This is a genomic window from Roseivivax halodurans JCM 10272 (assembly GCF_000521785.1).
Lineage (GTDB): Bacteria > Pseudomonadota > Alphaproteobacteria > Rhodobacterales > Rhodobacteraceae > Roseivivax > Roseivivax halodurans.
The window spans coordinates 158504-175757 of record NZ_JALZ01000001.1 but is presented as its reverse complement, the minus strand read 5'-3'; the positions used below and the strand labels follow the sequence as shown (position 1 = coordinate 175757).

The 17254-nt window shown below is 66.8% G+C and carries 14 protein-coding genes; 2 read left to right on the top strand and 12 right to left on the bottom strand.

Annotated features, from left to right (window positions below):
• Positions 1-14: 14 nt before the first annotated feature.
• Together OCH239_RS00850 and OCH239_RS00845 are read right to left on the bottom strand one after the other, a co-directional pair.
• Positions 15-587: an RSP_2648 family PIN domain-containing protein gene (locus tag OCH239_RS00850; protein WP_037257226.1), complete on the bottom strand. Its 573-nt coding sequence runs from the start codon at positions 585-587 to the stop codon at positions 15-17.
• A complete protein-coding gene (locus tag OCH239_RS00845; RefSeq protein ID WP_037257222.1) occupies positions 584-1816 on the bottom strand; it encodes an RSP_2647 family RNA methyltransferase in 1233 nt (410 codons plus the stop codon). Before OCH239_RS00845 ends, OCH239_RS00850 begins: the two co-directional genes overlap by 4 nt.
• A gap of 303 nt (positions 1817-2119) precedes the next feature.
• Here OCH239_RS00845 and edd point away from each other — a divergent pair, with 303 nt between their 5' ends.
• On the top strand, positions 2120-3925 hold the full coding sequence (edd, locus tag OCH239_RS00840) for a phosphogluconate dehydratase (RefSeq protein ID WP_037257219.1): 1806 nt from the start codon (positions 2120-2122) through the stop codon (positions 3923-3925).
• Positions 3926-4003: 78 nt separating this feature from the next.
• Positions 4004-4642: a bifunctional 4-hydroxy-2-oxoglutarate aldolase/2-dehydro-3-deoxy-phosphogluconate aldolase gene (locus OCH239_RS00835; protein ID WP_037257216.1), complete on the top strand. Its 639-nt coding sequence runs from the start codon at positions 4004-4006 to the stop codon at positions 4640-4642.
• 21 nt (positions 4643-4663) lie between these two features.
• On the opposite strand, the gene OCH239_RS00830 is transcribed toward OCH239_RS00835, so the two are convergent.
• From OCH239_RS00830 to OCH239_RS00785, 10 genes are all read right to left on the bottom strand, one after another.
• Complete coding sequence (locus OCH239_RS00830) at positions 4664-4927, bottom strand: hypothetical protein (RefSeq protein ID WP_037257213.1); 264 nt, start codon at positions 4925-4927, stop codon at positions 4664-4666.
• A complete protein-coding gene (locus tag OCH239_RS00825) occupies positions 4927-7707 on the bottom strand; it encodes a [protein-PII] uridylyltransferase family protein (protein WP_037257210.1) in 2781 nt (926 codons plus the stop codon). Before OCH239_RS00825 ends, OCH239_RS00830 begins: the two co-directional genes overlap by 1 nt.
• Before the next feature lie 117 nt (positions 7708-7824).
• Positions 7825-8535: a maleate cis-trans isomerase family protein gene (locus OCH239_RS00820; protein WP_051489103.1), complete on the bottom strand. Its 711-nt coding sequence runs from the start codon at positions 8533-8535 to the stop codon at positions 7825-7827.
• A gap of 9 nt (positions 8536-8544) precedes the next feature.
• Positions 8545-8988, bottom strand: coding sequence for a universal stress protein (locus tag OCH239_RS00815; RefSeq protein ID WP_037257207.1), 444 nt, complete (start codon positions 8986-8988; stop codon positions 8545-8547).
• A 10-nt stretch (positions 8989-8998) separates the two neighbouring features.
• Positions 8999-10285 carry a TRAP transporter large permease gene (locus OCH239_RS00810; protein ID WP_037257205.1) on the bottom strand — a complete coding sequence of 429 codons (1287 nt, stop codon included), beginning with the start codon at positions 10283-10285 and terminating at the stop codon, positions 8999-9001.
• 3 nt (positions 10286-10288) lie between these two features.
• Positions 10289-10894, bottom strand: a complete 606-nt coding sequence (locus tag OCH239_RS00805; protein ID WP_051489171.1) for a TRAP transporter small permease — start codon at positions 10892-10894, stop codon at positions 10289-10291.
• Between the two features lie 121 nt (positions 10895-11015).
• A complete protein-coding gene (locus tag OCH239_RS00800; RefSeq protein WP_037258057.1) occupies positions 11016-12032 on the bottom strand; it encodes a TRAP transporter substrate-binding protein in 1017 nt (338 codons plus the stop codon).
• Positions 12033-12364: 332 nt separating this feature from the next.
• The gene (locus OCH239_RS00795; protein ID WP_037257202.1) at positions 12365-14341 is read right to left on the bottom strand and encodes a copper amine oxidase; all 1977 of its coding nucleotides are present in this window, start codon (positions 14339-14341) and stop codon (positions 12365-12367) included.
• 299 nt (positions 14342-14640) lie between these two features.
• Positions 14641-16188, bottom strand: a complete 1548-nt coding sequence (locus tag OCH239_RS00790) for a BCCT family transporter (RefSeq protein ID WP_037257199.1) — start codon at positions 16186-16188, stop codon at positions 14641-14643.
• A gap of 341 nt (positions 16189-16529) precedes the next feature.
• Positions 16530-17231 carry a GntR family transcriptional regulator gene (locus tag OCH239_RS00785; RefSeq protein ID WP_051489168.1) on the bottom strand — a complete coding sequence of 234 codons (702 nt, stop codon included), beginning with the start codon at positions 17229-17231 and terminating at the stop codon, positions 16530-16532.
• Positions 17232-17254 lie beyond the last annotated feature (23 nt).

Sequence of the window (17254 nt, the reverse complement as noted above, 5' to 3'; positions counted from 1 at the left end):
ATCGGATATGGGTGCTAGCAGCGCCCCGCCGGGGCGGCAAGGTCACCCGGGTCCAGCGCCTTGGCGAGCCGCGGCAGCCGCGCCTTCTTCAGAAGCGGCCGCATCTGCCACTCCTCGCCCGAAAGCCGCCGCGCCTCGGCCAGAACGTTCTCCGCGGCCAACTTCACGATCTCCGGAGACGCCTGAAAATGCCCCAGCAGAAAGCTGTCGGGATCGGCGCGCGACAGCCCTTCCTCGGCGAGCGTGCCGCGCGGGAAATCCTTGGCGTTCACCGTCACGATCACGTCCGCCGAGCCCGCGATGGCCGCGGCGAGCACGTGCACGTCGTTCGGATCGGGCAGCCAGAGCCGTTTGGCCAGGCTCTCGGGCCACGTCACCTCGGCCTGCGGCCAGGCCTCGCGCAGCTCCGCGATCTCGGCCCGTGCCTGCGCCTCGCCCCCGGGCCCGAGCTTGCGCGCCGCCCGCGCCCATTCCTCGAGGATGCGCGCGGACCAGAGCGGGGTGAACGCACCGGTCGCGGCGACGCCCAGCACCACCTCGCGCATCACCGTCGGGTAGAGCACGTTCGTGTCGATCAGGACCTTCACAGGCGGAAAACGAGCGCCTTGAGGTAGCCCGATTCGGCCAGCTGCGGCAGCAGCGGATGATCCGGCCCCGCCTGCCCCGTATAGAGCAGCTGCGCGCGGCGCCCGGCCCGCCCGATCCCGCGCAGGCTCGCGCCCTGGAATGCGGCAAGGTCCGCCGCATGCGAGCACGAGCAGAGCACGAGGATCCCCCCGGGGCTCACCAGCGGCGCCGACATCTTCGCCACCCGCTCATAGGCCCGGAGCCCCGCTTCGAGCGCCGGCTTCGCGGGCGCAAAGGCAGGCGGGTCGCAGACGATCAGACCGAAGCGCCGCTTCTCCTCACCGAGCTCGGCCAAAACGTCGAAGGCATCGCCCTGCCGCGTGTCGAACCTGTCGGCCACGCCGCTCGCTTCGGCCCCCTGCCGCGCGAGATCGAGCGCCGGGGCCGAGCCGTCCACCGACAGCGCCGACGCCGCCCCGTTCGCCAGCGCCGCCAGCGCAAAGCCGCCCACATGGGAAAAGACGTCGAGCACGTCCTGCCCCCGCGCGAACCGCGCGGCAAACCCCTGGTTCTCCCGCTGGTCGTAGAAGAGCCCCGTCTTCTGCCCGCCGGTGAGATCCGCCATGTAGGTCGCGCCGTTCATCTCCACGCGCAACGGCGCATCCGGCGCCGCGCCGCGCAGCGCCATGTCCTCGGCATCGAGCCCCTCGAGCGACCGCCCGCGCCCCCCGGCATTCTTGAGGATCGTGGTCACGCCCGTGACCTCCGCCAGCGCCTCGGCCAGCGGCTCGATCAGAACGTCGGCCCAGGCCGCGTTCGGCTGGATCACCGCCACGTCGCCGAACCGGTCGATCACCACCCCCGGCAGCCCGTCCGCCTCGGCATGGACCAGCCGGTAGAACGGCGCATCGTAGAGCCGCTCGCGCAGGTCGAGCGCCCGCTTCAGCCGGGCCACGAACCACGCGTGATCGGGAATGCCGCGCCCGCCCGTGTCGATCATCCGCGCGATGATCTTCGACTTCGGATTGACCGCGACCCGCCCGAGCGTCTTGCGCTCGGCATCCTCGAGCATCGCGATCGTGCCCGGTTCCAGCGCCTTCGTGCGCCGGTCGGTCACCAGCTCGTCGGCAAAGACCCACGGGAACCCCCGCCGGATCGCGCGGGCATTGGCCTTGGGCTTGAGCCGCACCACCGGCAGGTCTGCGGGCGCGTCGGCGGCGGGTTCGGGGGCATCTGGGCTCTCGGTCATGGCGCCCTCATAGTGACCCGCCGGGGCGGAGGAAAGCCGCCTCGACCGCCAAACGCCCCCGCTTTCGGGGCCCGGGCCGAAAAATCGGTCAAGCCCGGCCGGAATGCGCGGAGATGCGTACGAAACGACGCGGATTTCTCAACATCGGTACGAAACTCCGGGCCGCGCGGCACCGGGTTCCCCGCTCGGACCCGCTTTACTGATAGCGCTAACTGACTTATGTGAAGGCTACAGAATGAGAGCCATCTTTCGTGTCCGCCCCCGTCGCCGGTTGCAGGCATGTAGGGACAAGGAGCCCCGCCCATGACCCTGAACGCCACCATCGAGAAAGTCACCGACCGCATCCGCGCCCGCTCCGAAGAGAGCCGCGGCATCTATCTCGACCGCATGCGCCGCGCCGCCGAAGAGGGCCCGCGCCGCGCGCATCTCTCCTGCGGCAACCAGGCCCACGCCTACGCCGCGATGGGCGAGGACAAGGACTCCCTTGCCGGCTCGCGCGCGCCGAATGTCGGAATTGTCACTGCTTACAACGACATGCTCTCCGCGCACCAACCCTTCGAGCGCTTTCCGGACGTGATCCGCGAAGCCGCCCGGGCGAGCGGCGCGACGGCCCAGGTCGCGGGCGGCGTGCCCGCCATGTGCGACGGCGTCACCCAAGGCCAGGTCGGCATGGAGCTCTCGCTCTTCTCCCGCGACGTGATCGCGCTCGCCGCGGGCGTTGCCCTCTCGCACAACACCTTCGACTCCGCGCTCTATCTCGGCGTCTGCGACAAGATCGTGCCCGGCCTCGTCATCGCCGCGGCGACCTTCGGCTACATCCCCGGCATCTTCCTGCCCGCCGGCCCGATGACGAGCGGACTGCCGAACGACGAAAAAGCCAAGGTCCGTCAAAGGTTTGCCGCCGGGGAAGTGGGCCGCGACGAGCTCATGAAGGCCGAGATGGAGAGCTATCACGGCCCCGGCACCTGCACCTTCTACGGCACAGCGAATTCCAACCAGATGCTGATGGAATTCATGGGCCTGCACCTCCCCGGCGCCTCCTTCGTCAACCCGAACACGCCCCTGCGCGAGGCGCTCACCGTCGCCGGCACCGAGCGCGCGGTCGAGATCACCGCGCTCGGCAACGATTACACGCCGGTCTGCGACGTGCTCGACGAGAAGGCCTTCGTGAACGGCATCGTCGGGCTGATGGCGACGGGCGGCTCGACCAACCTCGTCCTGCACCTTCCGGCCATGGCGCGCGCCGCGGGCGTCCAGCTAAGCCTCGAGGATTTCGACGAGATCTCGGACGTCGTTCCCTTGATGGCCAAGGTCTACCCGAACGGTCTTGCCGACGTGAACCATTTCCACGCCGCGGGCGGGCTCTCCTACATGATCGGAGAGCTCCTCGATGCGGGCCTCCTGCACGAGGACGTGCGCACCATCGCCGGCGACGGCCTCTCGCTCTACCGGCAGGAGCCGCGGCTCGAGAACGGCCGCGTCGCCTACGTCCCCGGCGCGGGAGAGACGCAGAACGACAAGATCCTGCGCCCGGCCTCCGATCCGTTCCAGCCCACTGGCGGCCTCCAGCAGCTTGACGGAAATCTCGGTCGCGGCATGATGAAGACCTCCGCCGTCGATCCCTCGCGCCACGTGATCGAGGCGAAGGCCCGCGTCTTCCAGGACCAGCAGCAGGTCAAGGACGCGTTCAAGGCCGGCGAGTTCACCGAGGACACCGTGGTCGTCGTCCGCTTCCAGGGCCCGACCGCGAACGGCATGCCCGAGCTGCATTCGCTGACGCCGACGCTCGCCGTGCTGCAGGACCGCGGCCTCAAGGTGGCGCTTGTCACCGACGGTCGCATGTCGGGCGCCTCCGGCAAGGTGCCGTCCGCAATCCATATTTCGCCCGAGGCGGCCAAGGGCGGTCCCCTCGCCAGGGTCCGGGACGGCGACATTGTCAGGGTCGATGCGACGACCGGCACGATCGACTGCCTCGCCGAGGATTTCGACAGCCGCGAGGCCGTCACGGCGGACCTCACCGACAACGGGCACGGCGTCGGCCGCGAGATCTTCGAGGTGTTCCGCAAGAACGTGGGCCTATCGTCCAACGGCGCCGCCGTCGTCGTCTGACCTTGCCTCTTCTTCTTGGCGAAAATACTCCCGCCGGAGGCTCCCACCCCTCTGGCCCACGCGATACGAGGACCTGACATGACCCCCAGCGACGCCAGCCAGCAGACCGAGGCGCTCTGCCGCCTCGCCCCCGTGATCCCGGTACTCGTGGTGGACGACACCGCCCAGGCCCGCCCGCTCGCCGAGGCGCTGGTGGCAGGCGGTCTGCCGGTCCTCGAGGTCACGCTCCGTACGCCCGCGGCGCTCGACGTGATCCGCGAGATGGCGCAGGTCGAGGGCGGCAAGGTCGGCGCGGGAACCTTGCTGACGCCGAAGGACGTGCAGGATGCGGTCGACGCCGGTGCGACCTTCGGCGTGTCGCCCGGCGCGACCGACCGGCTGCTCGACGCCGCCGAGGAAGCGGGCCTGCCGATGCTGCCGGGTGCTGCCACTTCGTCCGAGGTCATGGCGCTGCTCGAACGGGGCTACACCGTCCAGAAGTTCTTCCCGGCCGAGGCGAATGGCGGGGCCCCCGCGCTGAAGGCGATCGGATCGCCGCTGCCGCAGGTGCGGTTCTGCCCGACAGGCGGCGTCTCGCTGAAAAACGCGAACGATTACCTCAGCCTTTCCAACACGCTGTGCGTCGGCGGCAGTTGGGTGGCTCCGAAGGACAAGGTCGCCTCGGGCGACTGGGATGGCATCAGCGCACTCGCCAGGGAAGCATCGCAGCTCGGCTGATCCCCCGTCGACGAGACGCGGCTACTGGCCCTCGCGCCGCCCCTTGGCGCCGCCGCGGCGGCGGGGCTCGACCCGCGCCAGCCCCTCGCGCAGGATCTCTGTCATCGGATGCCCCTCGGCGCCGTGGCGCTGCAGAAGGTCGCGGATGAGCGGCACCGTGTCCGTGCCAGCCGGCAGCGCCAGGGCCCAGTCGAGGAAAATCGACCGGCAATCCTCGGGACCGATACCTTCCATCCGGTAGGCTTCGCGGATCACGCCCCTCGGATCGGCCGGATCGCCACGCATCACCCCGCCCCCTCCAGCGCCCGATCTATGGCGCTCCCGGTCGCTTCGGTTTCGTCCGCGATGCGCGCGCCGAGCGCCTCCATGCTCTCCTCTCCCATCAGACGAAGCAGGAAGGCCGCCGCCCCCTGCCCGAGATCATCGGGATCGACCGGCTCTTCGCTGATGAGCCGCGTGCCGACCTGAAGCGCCTGCAGCGCGTCGTAAGTCGCGGTCAGCGTATCGGCATCTTTCGCCTCCAGCCACCCGCACTCCGTCGCCGCGGCAACGCCGCCTTGCACGTCCCGGACATCCGCGCCAGCCAGCAGAGCCCCCGCCTGCGCCATCAGTTCAACCTCCTGCATCCGGCCGCGCCCGACTTTCGGGTCCCAGAGCGCACCACGTCCCTTCGCGGCCTCGATCCTCGCACGCATGTCGGCGATCTCGGCGAGGATCCTGTCGCGGTCCTTCTCGCCCGCCAGCACCTCGCGCCGCACCTCCTCGACATCCGCGCCGATCTCGGCGCTACCCGCGACGGGGCGGGCACGGGTCAGCGCCAGATGCTCCCAGGTCCAGGCCTCCCGCGCCTGGTAGTCGCGGAACGCGGCCAGCGAGGTCGCAACGGGCCCCTGATTGCCAGAGGGCCTGAGGCGCATGTCGACCTCGTAGAGACGTCCCTCTGCCATCGGTGCCGTCATCGCCGTGACCAGCGCCTGCGTCAGCCGCGAGTAATACGCCCGCGCCGACAGCGGCTTGCGCCCGTCCGAGGTGTCCACTCCGGCGGGATCGTAGATGACGATGATGTCGAGGTCCGAGCGGGCGTGCAGCCGCCCCGAGCCGAGGCTGCCCATGCCGAGCACCGCCGCCCCGCGCCCCGGTGGATCGCCGTGCTTGGCCGAGAATTCCTCGACCACGACCGGCCAGAGCGCCGCGAGCGTCGCCTCCGCCACATCCGCATATTGCCGCGCCGCGTCCCCCGGCGTGGTCATGCCGCGCAGGAGATGCACCCCCGCGCGGAAATGCCATTCCTTGCACCATCGCCGCGCCGCATCGAGCCGGCGCTCGTAATCGTGCTCCCGCTCCAGCACCTCGCCGAGCGCCTCGACGAGCGCCTCAGGGCCAGGCCACGGATCGAAGAAGTCGCCCCCGATCACCGCGTCGAGGACACCGGCATTGCGCGAGAGGTAGCGACCGAGATCGGGCGAGACCGAGACGATGTCGACCAGCAGGTCGATGAGCTGCGGGTTCGCCTCGAAGAGGGAAAAGACCTGCACGCCCGCCGGCAACCCCGCGAGAAACCCGTCGAATGCCAGCAGTGCCTCCTCGGGTTTCGCCGCCTCCCGCAACCGCGCGAGGATGTCGGGACGCAGCCGCTCGAAGATCTCGACCGCGCGCTGCGACCGCAGCGCGGGATAGGCCGGCCAGCGCGCGGTAATCTCGTCGCCGAAGCCGTCCTCCTCGGCCGGATCCTCCTTGCCGCCCCCTTCGCGCGCAAAGAAATCCTCCATCATCTCGTGCACGTCCTGCAGCCGGTCTTTCAATTCGTGCTCGAGCTCCTGCCGGTCGCGGCCCATCAGGCAGGCGAGCCGCTCCATCTCGTCTTCGGAGCTGGGCAGCTCGTGGGTCTGCGCATCGCGCATCATCTGGACCCGGTGCTCCACCTCACGGTGCGCGCGGTAGGCTTCTGTCAGCCTTTGCGCGACGTCTCCCGGCACCCACTCCTTTTCGGCGAGAACGGCGAGCCCGTCCACCGTGCCGCGCACCCGCAGGTCGGGATCGCGCCCGCCGGCGATGATCTGCCGCGTCTGCGTGAAGAACTCGATCTCGCGAATGCCACCGCGCCCGAGCTTCATGTCGTGCCCCGGGAGCGTGATCGGCCCGCCGAGCCCCTTGTGCGCCCGGATCCTCAGGCGCATGTCGTGCGCGTCCTTGATGGCGGCGAAGTCGAGATGCCGCCGCCAGACGAACGGCGTCAGCGTTTGCAAGAACCGCGCACCGGCCTGCCTGTCGCCCGCGGCCGGTCGCGCCTTGATGTAGGCCGCACGCTCCCAGGTTCGGCCGAGGCTTTCGTAATACCGCTCTGCCGCTTCCATCCCCATGCAGACGGGTGTCACTGCCGGATCGGGGCGCAGGCGCAGGTCGGTCCGGAAGACATAACCCTCGCCGGTGAGATCGCTGAGCGACGCGCACATCCGCCGCGTCGCCCGCGTCAGGGAGGACCGCGCCTCGTGGAAATCGTCCGCCTCGAAGCGCTCCTCGTCGAAGAGGCAGATGAGGTCGATGTCCGAGGAATAATTGAGCTCGCCCGCGCCCATCTTGCCCATCGCAAGCGCGACCATGCCGCCAGCATCGGCGATGTCGTCCTCACTCGCCCCGGGCAGCTTGCCGCGCCGGATTTCGCGTCCGACCGCTTCCTCCATCGCCAGCTGCACCGCGAGATCCGCGAAGTCGGTGAGAGCCCCGGTCACCTCTTCGAGGCTCCAGACCCCGCCCACGTCGCAGAGGCCGATCAGGAGCGCGACCCGCCTCTTGGCCCGGCGCAGATCGTCGTTGCGGGTGTCCGGGGCTCCTTCACGCAGCTCGGCGAAGAGCGCCGGCAGAGCGTCATCGGGTGCGTCGAGCGCGCCCTCGAGCCAGCCCGCCTCCTTGCCGATCAGCGCGTGAAGGTGCGGGCTCGTGCCTCCGGCACCGCGGAGCAGGCTCGCGGTGTCGCCCGTGGCCCAAGGCGCGTGCGCCGCAGTGTCGGTGGCCTTGTCCTCGTCAAAGGGGCGCGGGAGGCGGGTCAGTCTGGACGCGAAGCTCATTCAGCGACTTGGCCATGCCCCAGAGGCAGGTGCAATGGGCTCACCGCCGGAGCGGGATGCTTTTCAGGCGGATGGCCCGGGCGGCCCCGAGCCGCGGGTCATCTCGACTGCGCCGCCTCACCACTTGCAGATGGTGAAAAGCCTGCCCGGGCCCGGCCTGTCGCCCGGGATGCGGGCGATGTCGAGCGTCGCCCAGAATACGACCTGGTTCGAGCTCAGAACCGGCTTGCCGAGCCGCGCCTCGAGTTCTGCGATGAGAGGCACCGCCGGCAGCGCAGTGCAGGAGAGAAACAGCGCCTCGGCGTCCGGATGGTCGGCCGCGAGCACACCCTCGATGATCTCTCCGGGCATCAGGCGGGCCATGTCGCGATCGTCGGCATAGCCCATGGCATGGCGCGAGACGATCTCGACCCCATGATCTGTCAGATAATTGGCGACAAGCTCCGCCGTCTCGGGAAGGTACGGCGTCAGCAGTGCGATCCTTGACAGTCCGAGCGTCTCGAGCGCGCGGAGCAATCCTCCCATCGGCGTCACCACGGGAGCCCGCCCCCCGATCTCGGTCTCGACCGTGTCCCCGAGGGCGGCGGCGGCGGAGGTACAACCGAAGATCATGCCGTCGAGCGGCACGCCCGGCACGATGAGATCCGCGGCCTGCTTCAACCGGGGTCCGGTGCGCTTGAGACTTTCCGGCGTCGTCGGGTTCTCGAAGGCGATGCGGGTGACGTGAAGCTGCGTGCCCTGAGGCATCAGCCGCGCCGCGTCACCCTCTATCGTCAGGTCCGTCGCGAGCGCGATCAGCCCGAAGCGCCGGAGAGGATCATGCGCCATTGCGGAGCCTCAGACGACGAGGACCGGCAGATCCGTCAGGCTCGTCACCTTGTGGCTGACCGAGCCGAGCAGGTAGCCTTCCGAGGAGCCGAGTCCGCGCGAGCCGAGTACGATCAGATCGCAGCCGCGCTCCCCGGCAAAGGCAACGATGGTGCGCGCCGACGGGCCGTTCTTGATGAACGCGGAGACTTTTCCCACCCCCATTTCTTGCGCCCGCGCCTTGGCCTCTTCGGCGGCCTCGCGCGAGACCTGTCGCATGATGTCGTCGAGATTCCGGTCGGTCTCGCGCGCGCCCCGGACCATGGAGAGCGAGGCCTCCAGCATCGAATGGTGACGGTAGCAGGTAAGGACCGTAAGGTCCGCCCCGCTGAGCTTGGCCAGTTCTGCCGCCTTCTCGAGGGCCGCGTAGCCCCCCTTCGAGCCGTCATAGGCGGCCAGGATGGATGTGAACATCGCGCCGCTCCTATTCAGCGAAGGCCAGGTCGCGCAGGAAGAGCGCGATCTGCGGGAAGAAGATCAGAAGCACCGCGACACCGAGCAGCATGACGATGAAAGGCGGTGTGCCGCGCACGACCTCCGCATAGGGGCGTTTGAACACTGCGATGGCGGTGAAGATGTCGCAGCCGAAGGGTGGCGTCGCGCTGCCGATGGCCACCTGAAGCGTGATGATCGTGCCAACGAGGACCGGATCGAGGCCGGCGGAATCGACCACCGGCGCGAAAATCGGGACCAGGATCAGAATCACGACGATCGGATCGACGAACATGCAGCCGACAAAGAAGGCGATCGAGATCGTGAAGAGGATCGCGTAAGGCCCCATATCGTCGATGCCGATGGCGCCCAGCACCTGCTGCGGGATCTGCGCGAAGCTGATGACGTAGGAGAACGCCGCCCCCGCACCGACGAGGATGAAGACCACCGCGGTGATGAGCCCCGTCGACTTCGCGGTCGCGTAGAGCTGCTTGATCGAGAGTTCGCGGAAGACCACCATTTCGAGAAAGAGCGCATAGAGCACGCAGGCCGCCGCAGCCTCGGTCGGGGAAAAGATGCCGCCGTAGATGCCGCCCACGATGATGACCGGGAACCCGAGCGGCCAGAGCGCGCGCTGCATCGCTCGGGCGCGCTCGCCCCAGCTCGATTTCGGCTCGACCGGGACGTTGTGCCGCCTGGCGTAGATGTAGGAGTAGATCGAGAAGAGCACGAGGATCAGCAGGCCCGGGCCGATGCCCGCGATGAACAGCTCCGAGATCGAGGTGCCCGAGACGACGCCGTAGATGATCATGCCGATCGAGGGCGGGATCAGGAAGGCGATGTCGGACGAGTTGACGATCAGCGCGAGGACGAAATTGTCCTTGTAGCCCGCCTGCAGCATCCGCGGCCGCAGCGGACCGCCGACCGCGACCACGGTCGCCTGCGTCGAACCCGAGACCGCGCCGAAAAGCGTGCAGGCCGTCGCCGTCGACACGGCGAGCCCGCCCTTGAGGTGACCGACGAAGGCCATCACGAGATCGATCAGTCGGGCCGCGGATTGTCCCCGGGTCATGATGTCTGCGGCGAAGATGAACATCGGCACGGCGATGAGGCTTGCTGGCCGGATTCCCGCGAGGATCTGCTGCACCATGGTGTCGAGCTGCCCCATCCCGCCGAAGAGCGACACGAAGCCGATCAGGGACCCGGCGATGAGCGGGATCATCATCGGAAAGCCGAGCAGAAGGAGGAGGATCATCGTCCCGAAGATGGCAAGGCTCATGACTCAGACCTCCTCTTCGCGGGGATCGTCGTAGCCTTCCATCGTCGAGGTGGAGAGCCAGATGTTCTCGTGAAGGACGTTCTTGATCGCCGTCAAACTGTATTGAAGCCCTGTCAGAAAGAACCCGAGCGGCGCCCAGACGATGATCCACCAGACCGGTATCTGCATCGCCGGCAGCAACCGGCCCCGTCCGGCCTGGCTCATTACGTATTCGACCGAATACCAGGTCAGCAGGAACATCGCCGCCGCGGTGACGACCGCGATCAGGATCATGAGCGGCTTGCGGATCGCGGGGCTCGTCGCATCGAAGATCGCGGACATGCGGATATGACGCCCGTGCCGCGCGGCGTAGGAGATGCCGGCGAAGGTGATCAGGATGATGAGCGCCTGATTGAGCTCTTCGGAGAAGTAGAGCGAATTGCCGAATACGTAGCGCCCGACGACGTTGGCGATCGTGTTGAACGCCATCAGCAGCACGCCGATGGCCAGCAGGACGGCCTCGATCCGGGCGATGCCAACATCGATGATGCCGAGAATGCCGGGGAGTCCCGAGACGTATTTCGAATCGTCGATATCGTCGTCGGCGGCCGGCACCTGCACCTCGGCCATCATCTGGGGATCACGCTCGGCGCGCCTTTGCTCGTCCGCGGTCATCGCTGCCGTCCTGTTGTTTTTCGAAAGGGGCCGGAGCCGGACCGCCACGGAGCGGTCCGGCAAGACTTGCGCGTTATCAGCTGTCCGAGCCGGCACCCACCGCTTCGAGATCGGCCTTCATCTGATCGAGGATCGCCTGCGCCTGATCGCCGCCGATCTCGAGGAACTCCTGCTCCACGCCTTCGGCGGTCTCCATGAAGGGCTGGCGCTGTTCCTCGGACAGCTCGTTGATCGTGATGGAAGGCTTGGCCTCCTTGATCTTCTCGAGCGACTCTTCGGTCAGACCGTCCTGATACTCGATGATATGGTCGAACGCGACGTCGATCGCGTCCTGGATCATCGTCTGCTCCTCCTCCGGAAGCCCCTCGAAGAAGTCGAGATTGGCCATCACGGCGGTCGTGAAGTTGTTGTGCCCGGCGCGGGTGATGTAGTCGGTCACCTCGTACATCTTCGTCGACTCGATGAAGAAGGCGGGGTTTTCCTGGCCCTGGATGATGCCGGTCTGCAGACCGCCATAGACCTCGCCCCAGGGCAGCGGCGTGGGCGTGGCGCCGAAGGCCTGGTAGCTTTCCACCAGGAGCGGGTTGGTCATCACTCGGAACTTCACCTCGTTGAGGTCTTCGGGAGCCTCTACAGGCTCCTGCGTCGTCATCATGACCTCGCCCTCGGGGAACATGGTCAGCAGCTTCAGGCCCTGCTCTTCGTAAAGCGGCGGGAACATCTCGTTGATCGCCTTCGATTCCTCGAAGAACGTCGCGAGCTGCTCCTCGTCCTGCGGCAGCAGGTACGGCACGAAGAAGACCTGCGCCTCGGGGATCAGCGCACCGGTGAAGCCGGGCGACTGGTCGACGAACTGCAGGATGCCCGATTGCGCCTGCTCCATAATGTCGGCGGATTCCCCGAGCGTGCCGAAGGGGAAGAGCTGCACGGTGTGGTCGGAGTTCGCCTCGACCTCTTCCTTGAATTTCTGGGCGAAGATGCCCTGGACCTCGTCCATCGCTTCCTCGAAGGCATAGCGCCAGGTATCCGCGCTGGCGCTGGACGCCGCGGCGATAGCAAGCGCGCTCGAGGCAATGAGGGTGCGAAGTTTCATGATCATGTCTCCCAGCTTACGGGGCGTTCCTGACGCAAATTCGCGGCAGCCGCCCCTTGATCGAATTGGCGGGACCGAGATCCCGCGCAGGGTGCCCCCAAGGGTCCGGCGCGGGGCGCACCAATGTCAACGCTTTGTTTCGTTTGTCGCGGCAGTGCGGCATCTTTTATGTCCGAACGCCCTTTGAATGCGTTCAGATATCTCATACCGGCGGGAGTTCAATTCCACCGCCCTCAACCCATGAGTGTGGGGCGGGGATGATGACACCCGGTCGCAAGGGAGACCTGGCAGCACTCCCCGAAGCTTTTGAGCCTCGGGGGCGCCTTCTCGGGTCACTTCCGCAGGGTGATCGCCGGGTTCATCGAGAAGAAGTTGTGCGGCATGATGTGCACCTGCTTCCACTCGGTCGACATCACCGGCCAATCCTCCATGCGCGGGATGTGGTGGAAGCCCGCCGTGAACCAGGTCACCACGTCCTGCCCCGGCAACGGCTGGTCGTCCTCGACATAGCTCGCCAGCGTCTCGCTTCCGTCCGACTGCATCGCGTAGCTGCCGCCGGCGTAGCGTTCGTCGTCGTTCTGGACGGTGTTCCAGACCGAGTTCTCCACCCACGGATTGCGCTTGAACGGCGGATCGTTGGAGAAATCGAACGGACCGTAGGCGATCGAGCCGTGGTGGATCATCCAGCCAGGCGAATGGTCGAGATACCCTTTCCGGTCGTGATTCATGACCATGAAGTAGCGCGGCTGCATCGCCGAGATCTGGTAGCTCGCCTCGGTCTCGCTTTGCGGCACGTGGTGACGAACCTCCCACATCGACCGGCGCGGGCTCTGGTCGTCGACCTCGGCCGGCACGATATCCATGGTCATGAACGTGTTCTTCGGCTGATCCACGTCGAAGTCGATGCGGAAGTTGAAGTAGTGGTCGTGGTTTGCCGCCACAAGGTTCGGAGCGATCAGCGTGCCGTGGGCGGTGTCCGCCTCCGCCGTCTCATCCGACATCGAGGTGCTGTTCACGCCCTTCACCGCGTCGAGCCCCGTCGCGCCGACCATGATCTGCATCTGCCCGTCCTGGTGGAATCGGTAGTCAATGAGATAGTCGTAATTGCCGACTTCCGAGGCCGTCCGGACCACGAGTTCGGTGTGCGGCCGTCCCTCCGCGGGCACGAACTGGTCCTCTGACTGGGCGAAGACCTCGAAATGGCGCCATGCGGGATCGCCAGTCGATCGCTCGAAGATGCAGATCGCGTCGGGAATCTCCATCGCCGCGCCGGTGTCGTCGTTGACCGTCGCAGGCAGGAAGGTCGCGTAATCCGGGCAGTCCACACCGGCGGTCAGGGGCGTCAGGAAGAGCCCGAACCCGTATTCGCCGCTGTCCATGTAGGTCCGCCAGTACCAGTTCTCGTCCGGATCCATGTACGGCACGAAGACCTCCGAGAGATGCGTCTGGTAGATCACGTCCCGCCACGTGCCCTGATCGTCGGCACGTATGTCCGACACCACGAGGCCCGGGCGCTTGTCGACCCTCAGGCGCATCTTCCAGATGTCCCAGCTGAGCTCACTGCCCTCGAGCGTGAAGTTGGGTCCGCCGTCCTGGCTGAGCTCGGCGCGGTTCGTGTCGGGGCGCAGGGCGACGCGCTCTGCGATCTCGTCCTCGGTGTACCCCCAGGGATCCTCGGGCACATCCACGACGCCGGTATCGACCACCTCGACGATCTCGTTCGTGAGCAGATCGTAGGTCGCACTCAGGCCCTCGATGGGCTTGGCGTAGAAGTTCGATCCCTCCGGCACGACGTAGCAGGGGATCTTCATCAGGCGGTTGCCTTCGTAGTCCGGGGTCAGGAAGTTCCCGGCGGTCAGCGGCAGGCAGAAGGTCTGGTCCGGAGTGAGGTCGCGCTTGGCCAGCGCATCGATCATCCGCTGGTCGCTCAAGGCGGCCTGCAGCGCCCCCATGAACTCGGTCAGCATGATCATCGGCTGACCCTGCTGGGCGATCAGTCCGCTGTGTTCGACCTCGCCGGAGGTGATGTTGACGATCGCCTCCCCGAACCCGTCCGCGGAGGTGTAGTGCACGAGCGCCCGGCGTTCGATCTCGGCCGCGCCGTCCCAAGCCAGAACCTCAGTCTTGGGCGGCTCCTTCAGCTCGATCAGCGGAAAGAGCGTCTGGTCCGAGACGATTTCGGCCTCCCTCAGGATCGAGGTGACGCGGTCGTACTCGTCGGCGGTCAGACCGTCGAGCGGGTGGCTCTGCGCGACCGCCTGCGTGCCGATCGCGAGGCCGATCGCCGCGGTGACGAGAATTATTTTCATGTTGGGCTCCCTGACGCTTGGTGCTCGGACCCCCACTTGAGGCGAGTCCGATATCCTTCGAGCCTAAGCAGATTCTGCCCCAGTTCGCGCAACATTTTCCAGGAGGCGTCAGGTGTCGGGCTCCGCTTCCGCTGTCGCGGCGGCTTCCGTCTCGTCGGAAAAGCGCCGGCCGCTACGGACAGGTTGCGTGCCGAAACCCTACAGGGATCCGGCACGCCGCAGGCGCATTCGGCCACGGAGCCGTGCTCAGCGTCGGCCCCCGGGTTGCAGGGGCCGGCGCCGGTCTGCCGGGACGACGATCAGCGGCGACCGGCGGCCCACGCGATGCGCGGCGCGTCCCAGAGCGTCGGCAGGAGGATCAGCGACACCGGCACCGCGGTGACGACGATGAAGCTCTGCAGCTTGCCGACGCCCCCTGCCCCGATCGAGATCAGGATCAGGGCCATCGCGCCCATCGTCAGCCCCCAGAACGCGCGGAGCGCGGTCGACGGCGCGCCATCCGACATCGCCTGCGCGATCACGTAGCTCATGGAGTCGCTGGTGGTCGCGACGAACGCCATGGTCAGCACGAGGAAGGCGATCGAAAGCACGATGCCGGCGGGGAAGGTCTGGGTGATCGCGAAGAGGCCCGCCTCGAGGTTCAAACCGTCGAAGGGCTCCGAGATGACGCCCGGATCCATCTGCTCGAATGCGATGCCCGAGCCGCCGATGATGGTGAACCAGAAATTGGTCACGATCGGGGCAACGATCGAGAGCATGAGGATGATCGACCGGATCGAGCGGCCCCGGCTGATCCGTGCGATGAAGATCGCCATCAGCGGTCCGTAGCCGATGAACCAACCCCAGAAGAACACCGTCCACCAGCCGAGCCAGCCGGGATCGCCGAAGACGCCGGCCTCCCCCCGGAAGAGCGCCAGCGAGAAGAAGTTCGAAATGTAGGTCGAGAACCCACCCGCAAAATCGCCGAGGATCGACGCGGTCGGTCCGGCGAGAAGCATGAAAACCAGGAGGACAAAGACGAGGATCACGTTGAACTGCGACAGGTATTTGATCCCCTTCGCGAGACCCGTGACCGCCGAGATCGAGTAGACGCCGACGAGCGAGAGGATGACCACTGCCTGCGTCGTTAAGGTGTTCGGGATGTCGAAAAGCACGTTGAGGCCATAGGCCATCTGCAGCCCGAGAAAGCCGATCGGCCCCACCGTGCCGGCCACGACCGAGATGATGCAGCAGGCATCCGCGACGAGCCCGAGCGGACCCGACAGCGCCCTGTCGCCGAAGACGGGATAGAGCAGGGTCCGCGGCGCCAGCGGCAGGCCTTTGCCGTAGTGGTAATGCATCAGCATGATGGTGCTGAGCGCGCCGAGGATCGCCCAGGCGAGAAAGCCCCAATGCAGGAAGGCCTGCGCCAGCGCCGCATCCGCACGCGCATCGGGCTGGCCGGAGAGGTCTCCGAAAAGCGCGGGGGTCGAGAGATAGTGTGCGATCGGCTCGCCCGCCGCCCAGAAGACGCCGCCGCCCGCAAGCAGGGTACACATGATCATCGAGCCCCACTGGAAGGCCGAAAATTCCGGGATGTCGAGATTGCCGAGCCGTGCCTTCGCGCCCGGGAAGACGCAGATCGCGAGGCCGATCAGGAAGGTGGCGAGCAGAAGGAGCTGCCAGTAGAGGCCGAAATAGCGGGCTGCCGCGCCGAAGCCGCTGTCGATGAGGCTCGAAAGGGTCTCGATGTCGATGAGGGCAAGTGCGCAGAAGAGCGCGATGAACGCTCCGGTCACGGCGAGGAGCGGCTTGTCGATGCGCCTGAAACGCTCTGCAAGCCCGCCGGCGGCGGATGTGTCGGTCATGGGTATCCTTCCGGATGGTCGTCTGTTGAATGAGGGGCTCATGCCGCGGCATGTCGAGGCGCAGCGCAAACATCGGGTGCGTCGTTCGGTTCGATGAAGCAGGCGGCACCGGCGTCGGGGCCATTTCGCGGGTCTAATTAGGTGGCCTGGCGCGCGCGGACAGGGAGTGACCTTGTCTTCTAACGCATGGGGCAACGGGGTGGCGCGCCTAACGCACAACAAGATGCAGCGTCAACACGGTTTTTGCATGTGTGAACGGACATCTCATATGCTCGCACCGTATCGGCCGCGGGAATGTCCTGAACGGCTTGGCGAAAAGCCCACCGCAAATAATGGCTGTCTCACTCCGCCGCAGGCCTGAGGCTGCTCATGAGATGCTGGAACTTTTCGCCCTGGACCGCGACATGCAGGCGCGTCTCGGCTGCGGCGCGCTGCGCGTCGCCTTCCTCGAGCGCCGCCACGATCGCCTCGTGTTCCGCCATCGATTGGGACAGCCTGCCGCGAGAGCGCAGCTGCAGCCGGCGGAACGGAGTCAGCCTGCGATGCAACCTCTGGCACTCGGATTGCAGGAAGGAATTGCCGGACTGACGGTAGAGGATCGCATGAAAACGCTCGTTCTCGTAGTAGTACCCGTCAGTGTCCCGGAGCTCGACTGCCTCGAGGCACCGCGCATTGATCGCCTTCATCTCCTCGAGCGCCTCGTCGCTGATCCGTGCCGCGGCAAGGCGGGCGCAGGCCGCCTCAAGCTCGGCCATGACCTCGAACATCTCGACCAGTTGCACCGGCCCCGGCTGGCGAACGAAGACGCCCCTGCGGGGTATCTGCTCGACGAGGCCGGATATCGCCAATCGCTGGAACGCCTCCCGCAGGGGTGTGCGCGACACCTCGAACCGCCCTGCGAGCTGCACTTCGTCGAGGCGTTCGCCATCGGCGAACGTGCCGTCGATGATCAGACCCTCCAGGGTCTCCGCAATTCGGTCAGAGCGTTTCACGTCCCATCCCTCGGATCGTCTTGGAGCCGGTGTTCGCACAAATCTGCCCATCTTGTATACAAGATTGTTGACGT